Raw genomic sequence first — 16,546 nt, 5'->3', positions numbered from 1 at the left:
CCCCAACAGAGGCAACACCTGAGGCCCGGCGAAGCCGGTTCCTCGGTGTTTCACGAAAGGGCTTCGCTCTCGCTTGCCTCGTGGGTCAGTTGATTCCGAGGCGCGTCGTCCGGCGCAGCGGCGGGTTCGCCATCGCCGCGCCCGGCGCGCGATCGACCAGCGGTTCGCTCGCGCAGGCCGTGTTGCTCGAGATGCACAGCGCGCCCAGCAGGCCGTCTTCGGTCAAGACGTTGCGGCTCGGGGGGCCGAAGATGCGGTCGATCCAGTTGTTGACGCCGATGGGGTCGATGCGCAGTTCGCCGGTGGTGCGCGCCAGGCGCAGTTCCGAAATGCGCAGATCGAACACGCCGTCGATGTAGTCGAACAGCAGCGTGTAGTAGTCGAGCTGGGCATCGAGCACCTGGGGCAGGGTCTCGCGGCCGAACTCCATGAGGCGGCGGCGGCCGCGGAAGGCCTGGCCCGAGGTGCTGACGGCTTCCATCAACTGGCGCTCGCGTTCGCGGCCGGCCACGGTGCGGGACCACGACGACGCGGTGAGCTCCATCAGGTTGAGCTTCACGCCCTCCATCTTGGCTTCCTGGTTCGCAACTTCGGCCAGCGCGCCCTTGAGTTTGAGCTGGCGGTCGAAGCCGTTGCCGAAGTTCCAGTTCAATTCAAACGCGGCGCGTGTCGGGTCTTGCGGTGACACGCCGCGCGGGTCTTTGCTCTTCACGACGACGGCGTCGAGCGTGGGGTACAGGCCGGCTTCCGTCTGGTCGACCAGCGCACGCGCACGCGCCACGCGGCCCTGGGCTTCGGCCAGTTCGGTGCTGCGCGCTTCGGCGCGGCGCAGCGCTTCTTCCTGCGAACCGATGCGCCAGTGCGACGGCGCAGCGAGCACGGGCAGCGATTCGGGGGCGGGCGAGAACTTGAAGTAGTTGCGAAACTTGGCCAGTGCCTCGTCGCGCTGGGCCTCGAAGTCGGACTCGCGCGCGGCGACGAGGGCGCGGCGCGAGGCGGCCATGTTGAGGTCGTTGTCGCCGCTCACGCCGAGGGCCACGCGGCGCGCCTCGGCCTTCGACAGGTCGGCCACGACTTCGGTGGCGCGGTGCGCGATCTGCTTTTTCAGGTCGAAGCGCTGCACCTGCAGGTAGGCGGTGAGCGCATCGAGCACCACTTTCTGCGAGGTGGTGACCACGGCTTCGTCGTCGGCCTGGTTGCCGAGCTCGGCGGCGCGCTGTGCAGCGCTCATGGCGCCGCCGTCGATCAGGCTCACGCGCGCTTCGGCGGTGAGCACGGTGTAGTTCTCGCTCTTCGCGTCCTTGGCACCGCTGCTGTAGGTGCCCGATGACGTGCCGACCTTGAAGCGCGGGTAGCGCGCCATGCGGGCCGCGTCAACGCCGAAGCTGCTGGTGTTGGCCGCGGCCTGCGCGGTCAGAACTTCGGGGTATTCCTGCGACAGCGCAATGAGCGCCTGCTTCACGCGCTGTGCGTAGCTCGCAGCGCCGAGGGACGGTGGCGACAGCCGGCGCGACAGTGCGAGCGACGCGGGCGGCCCCTCCGGCTCGGAGGCTTGGGCGTAGGCGGTGGGCGGCAGCGCCATGCTGACGCACAAGGTCGCGCAGAGCACACCCGGGGCGATGCGCGCGCGCCGGCCCGGCAACACGGGCTTGCTCATGGTTCGCGGAAGGCTTCGCGCCGCAGTTTGAGCACAGGCCGCAGGATGTACCAGATGAACGGATCGGTTCCCACGCGCAGATCGACTTCGGCCTCCATGCCGGCGGTGACGCGGTTTTCTGGTCGCCCCACGTGCGACTGCGACATGCTGATGAGCAGCCGGTAGTACGGCGTGCCGTTGGCAATGGCGGCGTCGCGGTCGGCGTCGGCCGCCACGAGCTTGACCTTGCCGTCGACGGCGCCGTAGCGCAGGTAGTCGTAGGCGGTGATCTTCACGCGCGCCAGCTGGTCCACTTCGACAAAACCGCGGTCGTTCGGGTTGAGGCGCGCCTCGACCATGATCTCGTCCTCGTCGGGCACCACTTCCAAGATGGCTTCGCCGGGCTTCACGACCCAGCCGGCGCTGGAGCTGCGCAGGCCCTTCACGATGCCGTCGGCCGGCGCCTTGACGACGGTGCGCGAGCGTTGGGTGCGGGCGCGTGCGAGGTCTTCGCTCAGGCTGGCGAACTGGCGTTCGACCGTGGCAAGTTCGTCCGATGCGCGGCGGCGGTAGCGGCCTTCGGCCTCGGCCATCTTGGCCTGCGCCTCGGTGATGGCGGCCTGCGCCGAGATGATGCCCTGGCGCGCGACGGCAAGTTCGCTGCGCACGCCTTCGGCCTGGCGGCGCTTCTCGAGCACCTCGACCTGGCCGACGAGTTTTTCGCTGAGCAGCTGCTCCGAAATTTCCTGCTCTTTCTGCATCAGCGCGAGCCGGTCGGCCAGGCCCTTGGCCTTGGCCTGCTGCTCGAGCTGCTTGCTGCGCGCCTGTTCCAGGGCGGACACGGCGCCGGCCATGACGCCGCGCTGTTCGAGCGCGCGCGCCTGGTAGGCACCGACCTCGCCTTCGAGCACGGCTTCGTCGATCTCTGCATCGAACGAATCGCGCTTGAGCGGCTGGCCGCGGCTCTCGGCGATGAGGCGCACGCGGGTGGCCTGCGTGGCGGCATAACGCGCGGTGAGCTCTTCGAAGTTCAGGCCGCTGCCGCCCAGGTCGATCTCGACGAGCGACTGGCCCTGCTTGACCTTGTCGCCGTCTTTCACGAGCACGTTGCTGACGATGCCGCCTTCCAGGTGCTGGATCGACTTCACACGGTCGGAGGGGATCACGCGGCCCGGCGCGACAACGACGGTTTCCATCGGAAAGCCGAGCCCCACCGCCGCCAGCACCGCGACCGCGCCGCCGATGATCCACTGGCGCCGGCGGCCTTGCGGCGTGGTCTGCGCCGCCTGTTTCTCGCTCTCGCCCTGAAGCACCTGCGGCAAGTCTGGTTTCAAAATCCCGTACCCCTGTCTCTGTCTGTCAGTCGGTCAATCGATCAATCAAGCACGCAAGTCGCTCACGCCATCGAGCGCGACGCGGTGGGGACGCCGGCATTGCTGCTGCCGTCCTCGCTGTCGCCCAGCGCCACCAGCGGCTTCTTCACGCCGAAGAGCTTGGGCACCATGACGGCGGCCGAGCCGATTTCCACGTTGCCCTGGCCGGTGACGTGATAGACGGTGGTGGCCGCCGACACGATGCGCAGCGAGTGCGTGACCACGACCACGGTGCGCACCTTGGCCACCGCGAGCATGGTCGCGAGCAGGTTGCGCTCGCTCTGAAAGTCGAGGTCGTTGCTGGGCTCGTCGAGCACCAGCACCGAGGGCTTGCGAAGGAAGCTCATGGCGAGCGCGAGCTTGCGCCGCTCGCCCACCGAGAAGCCGGTGCCGCCCTCGCCCACCACGGTGCGGTAGCCGTCGGGCAGGCGCGAAATGAAGTCGTGCGCGCCCGAGAGCTTGCAGGCCGCGACGATCTGCTCGTCGCTCTGGCCCGGTGCGCCGCGGCGCATGGTGTCGACCAGCGGGCCGCCGAACCAGTACACCTCTTGCGAGAGATAGCTGATCCAGCGCGACAGCTCTTCGCGGCCGAACTGCGACAGGTCGTACTCGCCAATGCTCACCACGCCGTGCGTGGGCGTGTACAGGCCCGACAGCAGCTTCACGAGCGTCGACTTGCCCGCGCCGTTGCGCCCGACGATCACATGCAGGCCGCCGGGGCCGATGTCGAGGTCGACGTTTTCGAGCACAGGCTGCGGTGCGTCTTCGGTGAAGCTGAAGCTCACGTCCTTCAGCGTGACGCGGCCCAGCGGCTGCGGCAGCGCCATGCCGGTGGGCGCTTTCTCGACCGGTTCGCCGAGCACGGTCTCCAGGCGCTTGGCGGCTTCTTTGGCAGTAGCGAGTGCGCGCCAGTTCGACACCAGCCCGGCCACCGGCTGCAGCGCCTTCAGCGCAAGCATGTTGGAGGCGACGAGGCCGCCCACCGTCATCCACTGCTGCATGACGGCGATGGCGCCGACGGTGACGACGATCACCGAGAACACGGTGAGCAGCACGGTGGTGCCGTCGCGTGCGGTTTCGATCTGGCCGTTCTTGCCGAAGCTCTCGCTGAGCCAGGCGTTGTAGGTCTGCTGCCAGACGTCGATGGTCGGGCCGTCGTTCGACTGCGCCTTGAGCGTCTCGCGCGCATGGCAGATCTCGGAGGTGATGCGGTCCAGGCCGCGCCCGCGCAGCACTTCTTCGACGCGGCCGGCGCGCACTTCGTCGGCCCACCACCAGGCCAGGAACGACATGATGGCCAGGAAGGCCGCCACCACGGGCAGCACCGGCAGCGCGACGATGCCGATCACGATCAGCGCAAAGATCGCCATCGGCAGGTCGAAGATCGATTGCGCGAGCCCGCCGGTGACGGTGCCGCGCACCGCGCCCACATCGCGAAAGAACAGCTGCCAGGACGAGGCCGGCCGCGCCTCGAGCGCGCGCAGCGGGCGCCCGAGCATGGAGTGCAGCAGCGCGCCCGACACGCCGTGGTCGACGGTGGCGCCCGCGTTGCGCAGCAGGCGCGAACGCCGCGTGCGCAGCCAGAACTCGATGCACAGGAAGAACAGGATGCCGCACACCAGCGCAGCGAGCGTGGAAACGCCGCTGCGCGAGAGCACGCGGTCATACACCTGGAGCAGGAAGATGGAAGGCAGCAGCCCGAACAGGCTGATGGGCAGCGACAACCAGGCCGCGCTCTTGACGAGGGGGTAGGCCGCGCGAAACGCATCGTTCAGCGCACCGGCATACGGACTGGCGCCGGGAACGTCCGGCCTGTCGGCAACCAGCTGGCTGGGCAAGAGGAACTTGATCATGGGAAAAGACCGATCCGTCGGGCAACGACGCCGGCCCCATTATCAACTGTTACCCGATCGTTACAAGGCAGAAATTCGCCTCTGACGCCTCTCAGCATCGGTGTGCGCGAACCTGCGCCGGACCGGTCGCTTGCGCACCGTGCGTTCCGTGCGGCGCGGTGTTTTCCCTGAGCGTGCAATTCATTGTTTTTTGGGTAGACGAATGGGTAGCGCTGCGGCTGGACGTAGACGGCAGGTTGTCGGCAAACGCGAGTGCGATGTTGGCGCACAGCAGCATCAGCAGCACCCAGGCGCACAGCAGCTGGAGCCAGCCCAGCCACCAGCGCCGCGGCGGCACCTCGGGTTCGGAGTCATAGGGAATGTGGACCAACGCGTTCCATCTCATGGCAGTGCTTTCAGAACCCGGGCGAGCCGGGAAAGACCGACACCGGCGGAGCTTTTGGCCAGCACCCAGTCGCCTGGTTGCAGCAGCCCGCCGAGTGCGGTGGAGAGGTCGGACACATCGACAAACCAATGGGAGCGGACCTTGGTGCGGATGCGCGTGTGAAGCGCCCGCATCAAGGGTCCGCAAAGGAGCACGCGGTCAGGTTGCGACGCCAGCAACTCGGCCTCCAAGTCGAGGTGATGGCGTTGCGCCGCGGGCCCCAGCTCCTGCATGTCGCCCAGAATGGCCACCCGGCGCGCAGGCTCGCAGGGGGCTTGTGACAGCAACTCAAGCGCCGCCCGCATCGAACTCGGGTTGGCGTCGTAGGTTTCATCGATCAGCTTGAAGCTTCCGCCGCCGATGTGAATGGTGTGCAGCGCACCGCGTCCGCCCGGCGGCTCGAAGTGCGCAAAGGGTTCGACGGCAGCGGCCAGCGGCAGGCGCAGCGCCTGCAGCGCGGCCAGCGCGGCCACGGCGCTGGCGCCCATGTGGCGGCCCGGCGCGTTCAGGCGCAGCTGAAAGGGCTCGCCCGCCACCTCGGCCTGCACCTCGCCGTGGTCGAAGGCGAGCAGGCGCACGTCGGCGTCCTTGTGCTCGCCGTAGGTCACGATCTGCAACTGATGCGCCATGGCCGCTTCGGCAAAGGTGGCGAACTCGGGCATGTCGCGGTTGAGCACCACGCGGTCGCCCGCGGCCATGGCCTGGAACATGCGGCAGTCGAGCCGCGCGGCAGCCTCCGACGGGCCGCGGTGCTTCTGCGATGCGGCCGAGATGCCCGTCACCACGATGAGCGACGGCCGCATGAGCTGCGCCGATGCGGGCATGTGCGAGGTACCCATCTCGAGCACCCAGTAGGCGGCGTGGCGCGGCATGCAGGTGAGGTTCCACGCAATGCCCGACGGCAGGCTGATGCTGCCTTCGGGCTGCGCCACTTCGCCCCACACGGTGAGCGCGCCGGCCAGCATGGCGGCCACGGTGCTGCTGCCCGCGCCGCTGCCGAGCACGCCGCACACGCGGCCGGTGAACTGGGTGCGCGCATGGTCGCCGAGCTCGAGCACGGCCTGCAGCACGTTGGCCACCTGCAGCACGGGCACGCGCTTGTCCAGGTGCGGCTTGGGGTCGGTGCACAGCACGGCCGCGGCCGGCTGCAGCACGCCCTTGAGCGTGACGGCGGCCAGCGGTGTCTTCGAGGGCCGGGCCTGGTGTTCGAACACGACGCGGCCCTTGCGCATGAAGGTGCGCTGGGTCACGCCGGTGGCGCGCCAGCCGTCTTCGGGCTTGACGACCCATTCGCCGCCGGTGACGCGCGCCATCTCGCCGGCGGTCCAGACCGCGCCGTCGTCGCGCACGCCACCGCCGCCCCCACTGCCGCCGCTTCCGGGGCCGGGGCCGCCGGGCTGGCTGCGCCGGTCCAGCAGGTAGCGGTGGTAGGCCGCAAAGCCCGTCACGTACTGCTCGACATCGTCGATGCGCACGCGGAACGAGTGGTGCCGCACGAAGAAGGCGCCGACGACCGTGGACGGCCGGCGAAAGTACATCGCCATCTCGGGCCAGAAGAAGCCGTTGAGCAGGTAGTGCGCGCGGTAGTCGAGCGCGCGGTAGAACTTCTCGGTGTCCAGCTCGTCGAGCAGGTGCCGCATGGCGGGCATGCTTTCGAGCCGCTGCAGCATCTGCTGCGCCGCCAGCATGAGGCTGAGCAGCGTGGGAAAGGTGGTCTTGCGGTCGAGCACGAAGTCGAGGTAGCCCGCCACGTTCTGCAGCCCGAAGCGGAAGTAGCGCTCTTGCGGGCTCCACTGCGTGAGCTCGTTCACGCAGCCGCTGAGCCAGTGGTCGTGCGACTGCCAGTGCTGGCTCGCAATGAAATGGTCGAAGGCTTTCTCGACCGAGGCCAGCCAGCGCGGATCGCGCGTGAGGCCGTACAGGCGCATGAGCCCGAAGGCCGCCTCGCCGTCGTAGAAGATGACGCGCGAAGCCTGCTTGAGCGTGAGGTCGGCCGCATGCAGCACGTGGTCGAAGCGCCCGCTGGCCGGGTCTTGCAGCGCCACGATGCCCAGGGCGAGCTTCTCGAGCAGCGGCAGCCAGTGGCGCGTTTCCATCAGCTCGCAGTAGCGCACGAGCATGCGCACGCAGGCCGCGTTGCCGCCCAGGCGGATCTCGCCGCCGGTGTCGACGAGGTACGCCACTTCGCGGCCGTCGGGCAGCGTGTAGTCGCGGATCAGCGCGTCGGTGAGGTGGTCGATGGCGCGGTCGATGGCCGCGCGCAGCGTGTCGTCGCGCGTGAGCTCCCAGGCCTCGAGCATGGCGTGCACGGTGCCCGCGTGGCGCATCGCGTCGTAGGTCGGAATGCGGCGGTCGAAGCACGGAAAGTAGCCGTACACGAACAGGCCGTCGCTCTGCATCTGGCGCGCCAGGTACGACGAGCCGCTGCGCACGAGCTCGAGCACCGACTGCGGGTTGAGCGCCGGCAGCTGGCGGCGGCCCGCGTCGAGCCCCGTGCCCACGAGCTTGTGCACCACGCCGTCGGGCTGGCAGAACACGCCGACCGTGGCCAGCAGGTACACCGTGCGCTCCGACGATTCTTCCAGCGGCAGCGTGCGCTCGAAGCGGGCCTGCGCATAGACGTCGAAGTTGCGCACGTTCACCACCGAATGCGCGATGGTCGAATCGCCGCACAGCATGGCGTTGGCGTTGAGTTCCTGCTCGGTGAAGGCAAAGCCGAAGTCCTGGTCGAAGGCCAGGCCGAGCCGGAAGTAGTTGCGCTTGACGGCGGTGAGCTGGGTCTTGAACTGCGTCCAGTCCATGGGGCTGGCGCCCTCGACCCAGTCGATGCGCAGCCAGGGCGAGACGATGCCGCGCTCGCGCACCCATCGCTCGACGAGGTCGGCGCCTTCGCGCCAGGCGGTTTCGAAGTCGTCGGCCCGTGCATGCACGACGTGTGCACGCTGGGCGCCGTCGCTCACCGAGAAGAAGAGCGTGAAGGCCGGGTACGGTGCGGGCAGTGCCGCGCACACGGACACCAGGCGCTCGTGGCAGGCGTGGAGCTGGTCTGAGAAGGACATCATTCGGCTCCGGTCGAATGCGAGCGGCGACCGGTCGCGTCCGTCATCTGCTCTCGCTTGGACGACGTGATCGCGAACCGGGCACTGCCCTCGGAATCATCGCGTGGACCCGGTTCAGCGGTAGCTGAATTCGGCGCGGCGATTGAGCTGATGGCCCTCCTCGGTGGTGGCAAGCGATGCGGGCTTTTCAATGCCCCAGCTGACGGCTTCGATGCGTTCGGCCGGCACACCCATCTGCGTGAGCATGCGTTGCACGGACTCGGCACGGCGCTGGCCGAGCGCGAGGTTGTACTCGCGGCCGCCGCGCAGGTCGGTGTTGCCTTCGATGACCACGCGGCTCGCCGGCCGGTTGCGCATGTAGCCCGCGTGCGCCTCGACGATGCTGCGGTCGCCGGCCCTGACGTCGTATTTGTCGAAGTCGAAGTAGACGATCTTGGCCGGTGTGTTCTGCGGCGGCGGTGGGGGTGCCGGCTCCGGCTTGGGCACTTCGCGCACGCTCTTGTTGGAGTAGTAGTAGGTCGCGTCGTCGCGACCGCCCTTGGGAGGCACAACGCACCCAACGAGGCTTGCGCTCATTGCCACGAGGGCCAGTATCCGGAAATTCTTGTTCATGACGGTCCTTTCGCGGGACAGGCCGCTGGCGGCCTGTCCCTGTCTGCTTGCTATCGAGGTTTCCCTTCCTCTCCTTCGTCGTATCCCTTGGATCAGCCCAGCAGGCCGTGCAGGATGTTGGTCACGGGGGCCAGGGCACCGCCGGTCGGGCTCTGGTCGACCAGGCTGGAGATCGGGGCGAGCACGTTGTCGAGCACCGGGGCCACCGTGTGTTCGACGGTGTCCAGCAGACCGGTCACGACCGCGCCCACCGGAGCCGCTGGCGTGCCGGCCAGGATGTCGGTCACCGGTTCGACCGCGGTCGTCACGGTGTCGACCACCGTCGAGACCACCGAGCCGGCCGAGCCGTCGAGCAGGCTCGTCACCGGTTCCAGGATGCCGGCCACCGGTTCGGTGCCACCCGTCAGGCCGCCGAGCAGGCCGCCCACGAGGCCATCGGCACCGAGCAGGCTGCCGACCAGGCCGTCGTCACCGAGGACGCCGCCGAGCAGACCGCCTTCGCTGCCGCCGAGGACACCACCCAGGAGGCCGCCGTCACCGCCGAGAACCCCACCGAGCAGGCCGTCGTCACCCAGCACGCCGTCGAGCAGGCCGCCAGCGTCGCCGCCGGTCACGCCACCGAGGACACCACCCAGCAGGCCGTCGTCGCCGAGCACGCCGTCGAGCAGGCCACCAGCGTCACCGCCGGTCACGCCGCCGAGGACACCGCCCAGCAGGCCGTCGTCACCGAGGATGCCGTCGAGCAGGCCGCCAGCGTCGCCGCCGGTCACGCCGCCGAGGACGCCGCCCAGGAGGCCGTCGTCGCCGAGGATGCCGTCGAGCAGGCCGCCAGCGTCGCCACCGGTCACGCCACCGAGGACACCACCCAGGAGGCCGTCGTCGCCGAGCACGCCGCCGAGCAGGCCGCCGTCGCCGCCGAGGACACCGCCCAGCAGGCCGTCATCACCCAGCACGCCGCCGAGCAAGCCGCCATCACCGCCGAGGACGCCGCCCAGGAGGCCGTCATCACCCAGCACACCGCCGAGCAAACCGCCGTCGCCGCCGAGAACACCGCCCAGGAGGCCGTCGTCACCCAGCACGCCACCGAGCAGACCGCCGTCGCCGCCGAGCAAGCCGCCCAGAAGGCCGTCGTCACCCAGCACGCCGCCGAGCAGACCGCCGTCGCCGCCGAGGACGCCGCCCAGCAGGCCGTCGTCACCCAACACGCCACCGAGCAGACCGCCGTCGCCGCCGAGCAAGCCGCCCAGAAGGCCGTCGTCACCCAGCACGCCGCCGAGCAGACCGCCGTCGCCGCCGAGGACGCCGCCCAGGAGGCCGTCGTCACCCAACACGCCACCGAGCAGACCACCGTCGCCGCCGAGCAAGCCGCCCAGCAGACCGTCGTCACCCAACACGCCACCGAGCAGACCACCGTCGCCACCGAGCACACCGCCCAGCAGACCACCGTCGCCGCCGAGAACGCCGCCCAACAGGCCGCCGTCACCGCCGAGGACACCACCCAGCAGGCCATCGCCACCGATCAGGTTGGCCACGCCGTCGGTCACGAAGTCGACTTGCGTGTCCACCCCGTTCAGCAGGCCGCTTGTCGCGCCGGCGCCGAGCAGCTGGTCGACCACCGGGCTGGCCAGGTCGGCCACGCCGTCCGTGACGTCATCGACGAGGCTGTCGGCCGGGTCGAGCACGTTCGGGTTGTTCGGCGTGAAGCTCTCGCCGAGCACCGGGGCCAGCAGGCCATCGACGGTGTCGGTCACGCTGTCGGTCAGCGGCGCGACCGGGGCCAGCAGGTCGCCCAGGCCGAGGTCACCGAGCACGCCGTTGTTCAGGCCAGCCGCCAGGCCGGCGACCACGCCGTCGGCCGGATCGAGCAGTGCCGCGCCGGTGCCGGGGGTGCCGCCACCGCCGATGCCGCCGACCACACCACCCAGCAGATCGCCGAGGAGGCCTTCGTTGCCGAGCAGGCCGCCCACGGGGCCGTCTTCGCCGAGCAGGCCGCCGACCACGCCGTCCGGTCCGAGCAGGCCGCCGGCGCCCTCGCCGCCGAGCAGGCCACCCAGCGGGCCGTTGTCGCCCAGCAGGCCGCCAAGCAGGCCGTCGTCACCGAGCAGTCCACCGATGGGGCCGGTGCCGCCGAGCAGACCACCGACCAGGCCGTTGTCGCCGAGCACGCCGCCCAGCACGCCGTCGCCGCCGAGCAGGCCGCCGATGGGGCCGGCATCGCCGAGCAGGCCACCGACCAGGCCGTCGTCACCCAGCAGGCCGCCCAGCGGGCCGTCGCTGCCGAGCACACCACCCAGCAGGCCGTCGTCGCTCAGCAGGCCGCCGACCAGGCCGTCGTTGCCGAGCAGGCCGCCGATGGGGCCGCCTTCGCCGATGACACCGCCGAGCACGCCGCCCAGCAGACCGTCGTCGCCGCCGAGCAGGCCGCCCAGCGGGCTGTCTGCGAGCAGGCCGGAGATCGCGCCGTCCTGGCCGAGCAGGTTGTCGACAAGGCCGCCCTGGCCGAGCAGTTCGCCGGTGAGGCCTTCCGAACCGGCGAGGCCGGCCAGTGCGCCGTCGCCGCCGAGCAGGCCGCCCACGAGGCCGTCGTCACCCAGCAGGCCGCCGACCGCACCTTCGTCGCCGAGCAGGCCGCCCAGCAGGCCTTCCGCGCCGAGCAGGCCGCCGGTCAGGTTGCCGACGGCGCCGTCGCCGAGCAGACCACCGACCAGGCCGTCGTCGCCGAGCACGGTGTCGAGCAGGCCGCCGACGGCGGTGTCTTCACCCAGCAGGCCGCCGACCAGGCCGTCCGGTGCCAGCAGGCCACCGACCAGACCGTCTTCGGCCAGCACGCCTTCCACGAGGCTGCCTTCGCCGAGCACGTTCTCGAGCAGGCCGCCGAGCGCGCCGTCGTCGCCCAGCAGTTCGTCGGTGACGCCGCCGAGGCCGAGGGCGTCGGTGAGGCCGCTGACGATGCCGTTGTCGCCGACGAGGTTCTCGAGCCCGTTGTTGAGCGCGTCGGTCACGTAGTCGACCTGGTTGAGCAGGCCGTCCGTGATGGCACCGGCGGCGCCGGCACCGAGCAGCGGATCGAGCACCGGGCTCAGCACGCCGCCGAGCGGGTCGGTGATGCTGCCGACGGTGTCGTCGATCGGATCGAACTGGTTCGGGTCGTTGGCCTGGAACTCTTCGCCGAGCAGCGGAGCCAGCACGTCGTCGACGACGTCGGTCAGGTTGTCGACCGTCTCCGACACCGGGGTGAGCGAGCCGCCGAGGCCGAGCGCGTCATCCAGGCCACCGACAGCGCCACCCAGGATGCCGTCAGCGGGGTTGAGCAGGCTGTCGCCGTCTGCGTCGGCGTCTGCGTCGGCGTCCGAATCGCTGTCGGAGTCGCTGTCCGAGTCCGAGTCCGAATCGCTGTCCGAGTCCGAATCGGAGTCCGAATCAGAGTCGCTGTCGGAGTCGCTGTCGCTGTCGCTGTCGCTGTCGGAGTCGGAGTCGGAGTCGGAGTCACTGTCCGAGTCGGAATCAGAGTCGCTGTCCGAGTCGCTGTCGGAGTCAGAGTCACTGTCGGAATCGGAGTCCGAATCCGAATCGCTGTCCGAGTCCGAATCGGAATCCGAGTCGCTGTCCGAATCCGAATCCGAATCCGAGTCAGAGTCGCTGTCCGAATCCGAGTCGCTGTCCGAGTCAGAGTCGCTGTCCGAGTCCGAGTCGCTGTCCGAGTCGGAATCCGAATCAGCGTCCGCATCGGACTCACCGCCCGGGCCGCCCACGAACAGCGGGAAGCCGGAGGTGCCACCGTCGCCGCCACCGCCGCTGAGCGCAGCACCCAGCGCCGCGGCGCCCAGGGCGCCCAGCGCGAATTCACCGAGGCCGATGCCGCTGCCGGCTGCGGTCTTCTTGGTCACTGCCAGAGCGGCCGCGTCGGCGTCGCTGTCCGGCGGGGTCACTTGCAGGTCGCCCGAGGCGACGTCCACATTCACTTGTTCGAGGCCACCGGGCAGCTTGGTCGAGCCGATGGTTGCATCGGTGCCGCTGGTGAAGACGCCGGCCAGCGGCGCCTTGTTGGAGGCCGATCCGGGGAACAGCACGTTGGCCTGGCCGCCGTCCGGCACGATCACGCGGTCGCCGGCCATCAGGGTCTGATTGCCGTCCACCGGAATGCGGACACCCTCGCGCATCACTGCAACGCCGGGCGTAGCATTGGACAATGTGCCCACGCTGGAAGACGCCACAGCCGCAGGCGCGGCGGAGGCGCCGGCGCTGATGCCCGGCGCGCCCAACGGCGTGACGGTGGCTTGGGCAAGAAGCACGGGCGCAGCGCCAGCGGCGGAGAGCCCTTCGGTCGAAACGGTCGATGCTTGTGGAGCGGTCATGGCAGCCTCTGTGACAAAAGATGCATCTACAGGGGCAACTTGCGTGCCGCTTTTTTTCCGCCGTGCCAACGACGCGCCAACGGCGCTTCAAGTGATTGATTTGTATGAGAATTTTTCTGAAAACCGCGTCGCGTGCCGAACGCCGAAACAGCCCACAAAGACCTCATTTCGCGATTCGTTACGTAACGATGTAACGCCACGTACCCGGAACGCCGGACACGTCTCTCGCACTTTCCACAGGCCCGCCGCGCAGACCGCGCCGCCCGTTTTTTCTCCCTTTCTTCTCTCCTCTATCTAGATATGTTCAATCCCTCCCAGGAAGACGTGCGCCGCTTCTTCTGCGACGTGTACGCCAAGCACCGGCAGGGCCTGCCGATGGAGCCGCTGGAGACCATCGCGGCCGGCTGGATCGACGAGCACCCCGAGTACCACGAGGACCTGATCGACGCCGACGCGGCGGTGGCGCGGGTGTATGACGGATCGAACGGCCGCGAGAACCCGTTCCTTCACTTGTCGATGCACCTGTCGATCAGCGAGCAATGCTCCATCGACCAGCCGCGCGGCATCCGCCAGGCCGTCGAGCTGCTGGCCGCGCGCCGCGGCTCGCTGCTGGATGCGCACCATGAGGCGATGGATTGCCTGGGCCAGATGATGTGGGAGAGCCAGCGCGCGGGGCGCCCGCCGGATGGCGATGGGTACGTGGCGTGCGTGCAGCGCCGCGCCACGAAGGACTGACGAGCCCTCAGCCGACGTTGCGCGGCGCTCCTTTTCGCGACGGCAACGCGCCCTGCGCCTTCGCCGCCTCGCGCAGCAGCCCCGCCATCGCGGCACGCAGCGGCGACGGCTCGGCCTCGCTGCGCTGCAACAGCCCGACGGGCTCCTCGGTGCCGGTGGTGTCGATCGGCAGGCGCACCAGGCGGCCGTCGGCCAGTTCGCTGCGCGCGGCGCCCAGCGGCGTGATCCACACCGCGTCCGACACTGCCACCAGCGCGCGCGCCACCGCCACGTCGAGCGTCTGCAAGGCATTGGGCGGCAGCGCGAGGCCGCGCGCCGACAAAAAGCTCTCGGTGTTGTGGCGCGGGGCCGTGCCCTCGCCGTACACGACCAACGGATAGTCGAGCACCGCCTGCACCGGCGCCGGCTTGAGCGCGAGCGGGTGGCCGGCGCGCACGGCGAACACCAGCGGCTCGGTGTGCAGCAGCTCGAAGCTCAGGCCGCCCATGAGGCGCGGATCGCTCATGCGGCCGACCACGAGGTCGAGCTCGCCGGCGCGCAGCTCGTCGAGCAGCACGGCGTTGGCCGCGCTCTTCACCAGGGTCTGCACCGCCGGCCAGCCCTCGCGCAGCCGCGCCAGCGCCACCGGCAGCAGCGCGGGCGCCACGCTGGGCAAGGCGCCGATGCGCAGGCGCTCGATGCGCCCGCCCGCGGCCGGCGCCACGGCCTGCGCGCTGGCGTCCATCGCTTCGAGCACGCGCAGGGCGTGGGCCAGCAGCTGTTCGCCGGCCGGCGTGAGGCCCTGCACACCGCGGCGTCCGGCCTGGCTGCGTTCGACCAGCCGGGTGCCGACCACGGCCTCGAGCTCCGACAACGTCTTCGACACCGCCGGCTGGCTCAGCGCCAGCCGCTCGGCCGCGCGCGCCAGGTGGCGCTCCTGCGCGACCGCGACAAAGGCGCGCAGGTGCCTCAGCTGCACGTTGCGCACGAAATCCTGGCGAAGCTCGGCGGGAGACTTTTTCAATGCCTTCTGGTTATTGAAACTGGAACAATCTTCAATTTACATCATTGATTGCGACTTCTACAGTGCGGGCTTCGGATTCGTCCCACGACAGGAGACAACGTACATGACCAAGACCCCCGGTGCCCAGCCCGTCCTCACCCCGCGCGACTGGGACGCCCACCCCAGCTACATCTACCCCGGCTACAAGTCGACCGGCAAGCGCGGCCCGCAGAAGCCGCTGATTCCGCTGAAGGCCTCGCTCGGCGAGCTGCAGCAGCCGGTGTACGGCCACGACAGCATCGGCGCGTTCGACCACGACCTCACGCGCAACGCGCGCGTCAACGGCGAGCCGCTGGGCGAACGCATGATCCTCACGGGCCAGGTGCTCGACGAGCGCCGCCGCCCGGTGGCCAACACGCTGGTCGAGCTCTGGCAGGCGAATGCCTCGGGCCGCTACGTGCACAAGGTCGACCAGCACGACGCCCCGCTCGACCCCAACTTCCTGGGCGCCGGCCGCTGCCTGACCGACAGCGAAGGCCGCTACCGCTTCCTCACCATCAAGCCCGGCGCCTACCCCTGGGGCAACCACCCGAACGCCTGGCGCCCGCAGCACATCCACCTGTCGCTGTTCGGCCAGAGCTTTGCCAGCCGCCTCGTGACGCAGATGTACTTCCCCGGCGACCCGCTGCTGCAGTACGACCCGATGGTCACCGGCACGCCCGAGCGCTACCGCAACCGCCTCATTGCCGACTTCAGCCTCGACATCACCGAGGAAGGCTACGCCCTGGGCTACCAGTTCGACATGGTGCTGCGCGGCGCCGATGAAACGCCGTTCGAGAACCGCTGAAAGGATTCCCCATGCCATTGATGACCGCCCAGGCAGCCGACTTCGGCCAGACCCCGTCCCAGACCGTCGGCCCCTACTTTGCGTACGGCCTCACCGCCACGCAGTACGGCTACAACTTCAACCAGCCCTTCGACGCCGTGCTGGCGCTGGACACCGCCAGCGGCCAGCGCATCCGCCTCGAAGGCCGCGTGATCGACGGTGACGGCAACCCGATCAACGACGCGCTGATCGAGATCAGCCAGCCCGACGGCGAGGGCCGCTACCCGCAGACGCCCGACGAGGCGCGCGCCCTGGGCTTTCGCGCCTTCGGCCGTGTCGGCACGGGCACCGATGCGCAGCACCGCTTCGTGTTCCACACCGTCAAGCCCGGTGCCGAAACGCCCGGCGAAGCACCGCACATCAACGTGATCGTGCTGATGCGCGGCCTGCTGCTGCATGCCTTCACGCGCGTGTACTTCAGCGACGAAGCCGAAGCCAACGCGAAGGACGCGGTGCTGCAGAGCGTGCCGGCCGAGCGCCGTCACACGCTGATCGCCGAGCGCGTGGAGCAAGGCGGCGCGGTGACGTATCGCTTCGACATCCGCATGCAGGGCGCGGACGAGACGGCTTTCTTCGACGTCTGACCCCCGGGAAAATCCGGACGAAAAAAAGCCCGCTGATGCGGGCTTTT

Annotated in this window: 11 protein-coding genes; 3 read left to right on the top strand and 8 right to left on the bottom strand. The window is 69.5% G+C overall.

Annotated elements, in window-relative coordinates; genetic code table 11:
• Positions 1–85: 85 nt before the first annotated feature.
• The 7 genes from CY658_RS02110 to CY658_RS02080 form a co-directional block, all read right to left on the bottom strand.
• A complete protein-coding gene (locus CY658_RS02110) occupies positions 86–1,657 on the bottom strand; it encodes a TolC family protein (protein WP_101488651.1) in 1,572 nt (523 codons plus the stop codon).
• Complete coding sequence (locus CY658_RS02105) at positions 1,654–2,949, bottom strand: HlyD family type I secretion periplasmic adaptor subunit (RefSeq protein WP_225617102.1); 1,296 nt, start codon at positions 2,947–2,949, stop codon at positions 1,654–1,656. The genes CY658_RS02110 and CY658_RS02105 overlap by 4 nt, the downstream gene beginning before the upstream one ends.
• A gap of 83 nt (positions 2,950–3,032) precedes the next feature.
• A complete protein-coding gene (locus tag CY658_RS02100) occupies positions 3,033–4,862 on the bottom strand; it encodes a peptidase domain-containing ABC transporter (protein ID WP_101488649.1) in 1,830 nt (609 codons plus the stop codon).
• A gap of 91 nt (positions 4,863–4,953) precedes the next feature.
• Positions 4,954–5,247, bottom strand: coding sequence for a hypothetical protein (locus CY658_RS02095; RefSeq protein ID WP_101488648.1), 294 nt, complete (start codon positions 5,245–5,247; stop codon positions 4,954–4,956).
• Positions 5,244–8,348 carry a glutamate ligase domain-containing protein gene (locus CY658_RS02090; protein WP_101488647.1) on the bottom strand — a complete coding sequence of 1,035 codons (3,105 nt, stop codon included), beginning with the start codon at positions 8,346–8,348 and terminating at the stop codon, positions 5,244–5,246. Before CY658_RS02090 ends, CY658_RS02095 begins: the two co-directional genes overlap by 4 nt.
• A 111-nt stretch (positions 8,349–8,459) precedes the next feature.
• Entirely contained in the window at positions 8,460–8,957 is a 498-nt protein-coding gene (locus CY658_RS02085) for an OmpA family protein (protein WP_101488646.1), read from the bottom strand.
• A 92-nt stretch (positions 8,958–9,049) separates the two neighbouring features.
• Entirely contained in the window at positions 9,050–13,312 is a 4,263-nt protein-coding gene (locus CY658_RS02080) for a hypothetical protein (RefSeq protein WP_257884622.1), read from the bottom strand.
• 300 nt (positions 13,313–13,612) lie between these two features.
• Between CY658_RS02080 and CY658_RS02075 the strand changes: the two genes are divergently transcribed.
• The gene (locus tag CY658_RS02075; protein WP_101488644.1) at positions 13,613–14,047 is read left to right on the top strand and encodes a DUF1841 family protein; all 435 of its coding nucleotides are present in this window, start codon (positions 13,613–13,615) and stop codon (positions 14,045–14,047) included.
• A 7-nt stretch (positions 14,048–14,054) separates the two neighbouring features.
• On the opposite strand, the gene CY658_RS02070 is transcribed toward CY658_RS02075, so the two are convergent.
• Positions 14,055–15,050, bottom strand: a complete 996-nt coding sequence (locus CY658_RS02070; RefSeq protein WP_257884621.1) for a LysR substrate-binding domain-containing protein — start codon at positions 15,048–15,050, stop codon at positions 14,055–14,057.
• Positions 15,051–15,153: 103 nt separating this feature from the next.
• Here CY658_RS02070 and pcaH point away from each other — a divergent pair, with 103 nt between their 5' ends.
• Both pcaH and pcaG read left to right on the top strand, forming a co-directional pair.
• Positions 15,154–15,876, top strand: a complete 723-nt coding sequence (gene pcaH / locus CY658_RS02065; RefSeq protein ID WP_101488643.1) for a protocatechuate 3,4-dioxygenase subunit beta — start codon at positions 15,154–15,156, stop codon at positions 15,874–15,876.
• An 11-nt stretch (positions 15,877–15,887) separates the two neighbouring features.
• Positions 15,888–16,499, top strand: coding sequence for a protocatechuate 3,4-dioxygenase subunit alpha (gene pcaG, locus CY658_RS02060; protein ID WP_101488642.1), 612 nt, complete (start codon positions 15,888–15,890; stop codon positions 16,497–16,499).
• Positions 16,500–16,546 lie beyond the last annotated feature (47 nt).

Origin of the sequence: Variovorax sp. RO1, assembly GCF_002849325.1 — a bacterium.
Lineage (GTDB): Bacteria > Pseudomonadota > Gammaproteobacteria > Burkholderiales > Burkholderiaceae_C > Variovorax.
This window is presented reverse-complemented; position numbering and strand designations above follow the sequence as displayed.

Excerpts from the sequence above, each read along its gene's own strand:
- CY658_RS02110 (WP_101488651.1), bottom strand. The coding sequence starts at position 1,657 with ATGAGCAAGCCCGTGTTGCCGGGCCGGCGCGCGCGCATCGCCCCGGGT.
- CY658_RS02100 (WP_101488649.1), bottom strand. The coding sequence starts at position 4,862 with ATGATCAAGTTCCTCTTGCCCAGCCAGCTGGTTGCCGACAGGCCGGAC.
- CY658_RS02095 (WP_101488648.1), bottom strand. The coding sequence starts at position 5,247 with ATGAGATGGAACGCGTTGGTCCACATTCCCTATGACTCCGAACCCGAG.
- CY658_RS02090 (WP_101488647.1), bottom strand. The coding sequence starts at position 8,348 with ATGATGTCCTTCTCAGACCAGCTCCACGCCTGCCACGAGCGCCTGGTG.
- CY658_RS02085 (WP_101488646.1), bottom strand. The coding sequence starts at position 8,957 with ATGAACAAGAATTTCCGGATACTGGCCCTCGTGGCAATGAGCGCAAGC.
- CY658_RS02080 (WP_257884622.1), bottom strand. The coding sequence starts at position 13,312 with ATGACCGCTCCACAAGCATCGACCGTTTCGACCGAAGGGCTCTCCGCC.
- CY658_RS02075 (WP_101488644.1), top strand. The coding sequence starts at position 13,613 with ATGTTCAATCCCTCCCAGGAAGACGTGCGCCGCTTCTTCTGCGACGTG.
- pcaH (WP_101488643.1), top strand. The coding sequence starts at position 15,154 with ATGACCAAGACCCCCGGTGCCCAGCCCGTCCTCACCCCGCGCGACTGG.
- pcaG (WP_101488642.1), top strand. The coding sequence starts at position 15,888 with ATGCCATTGATGACCGCCCAGGCAGCCGACTTCGGCCAGACCCCGTCC.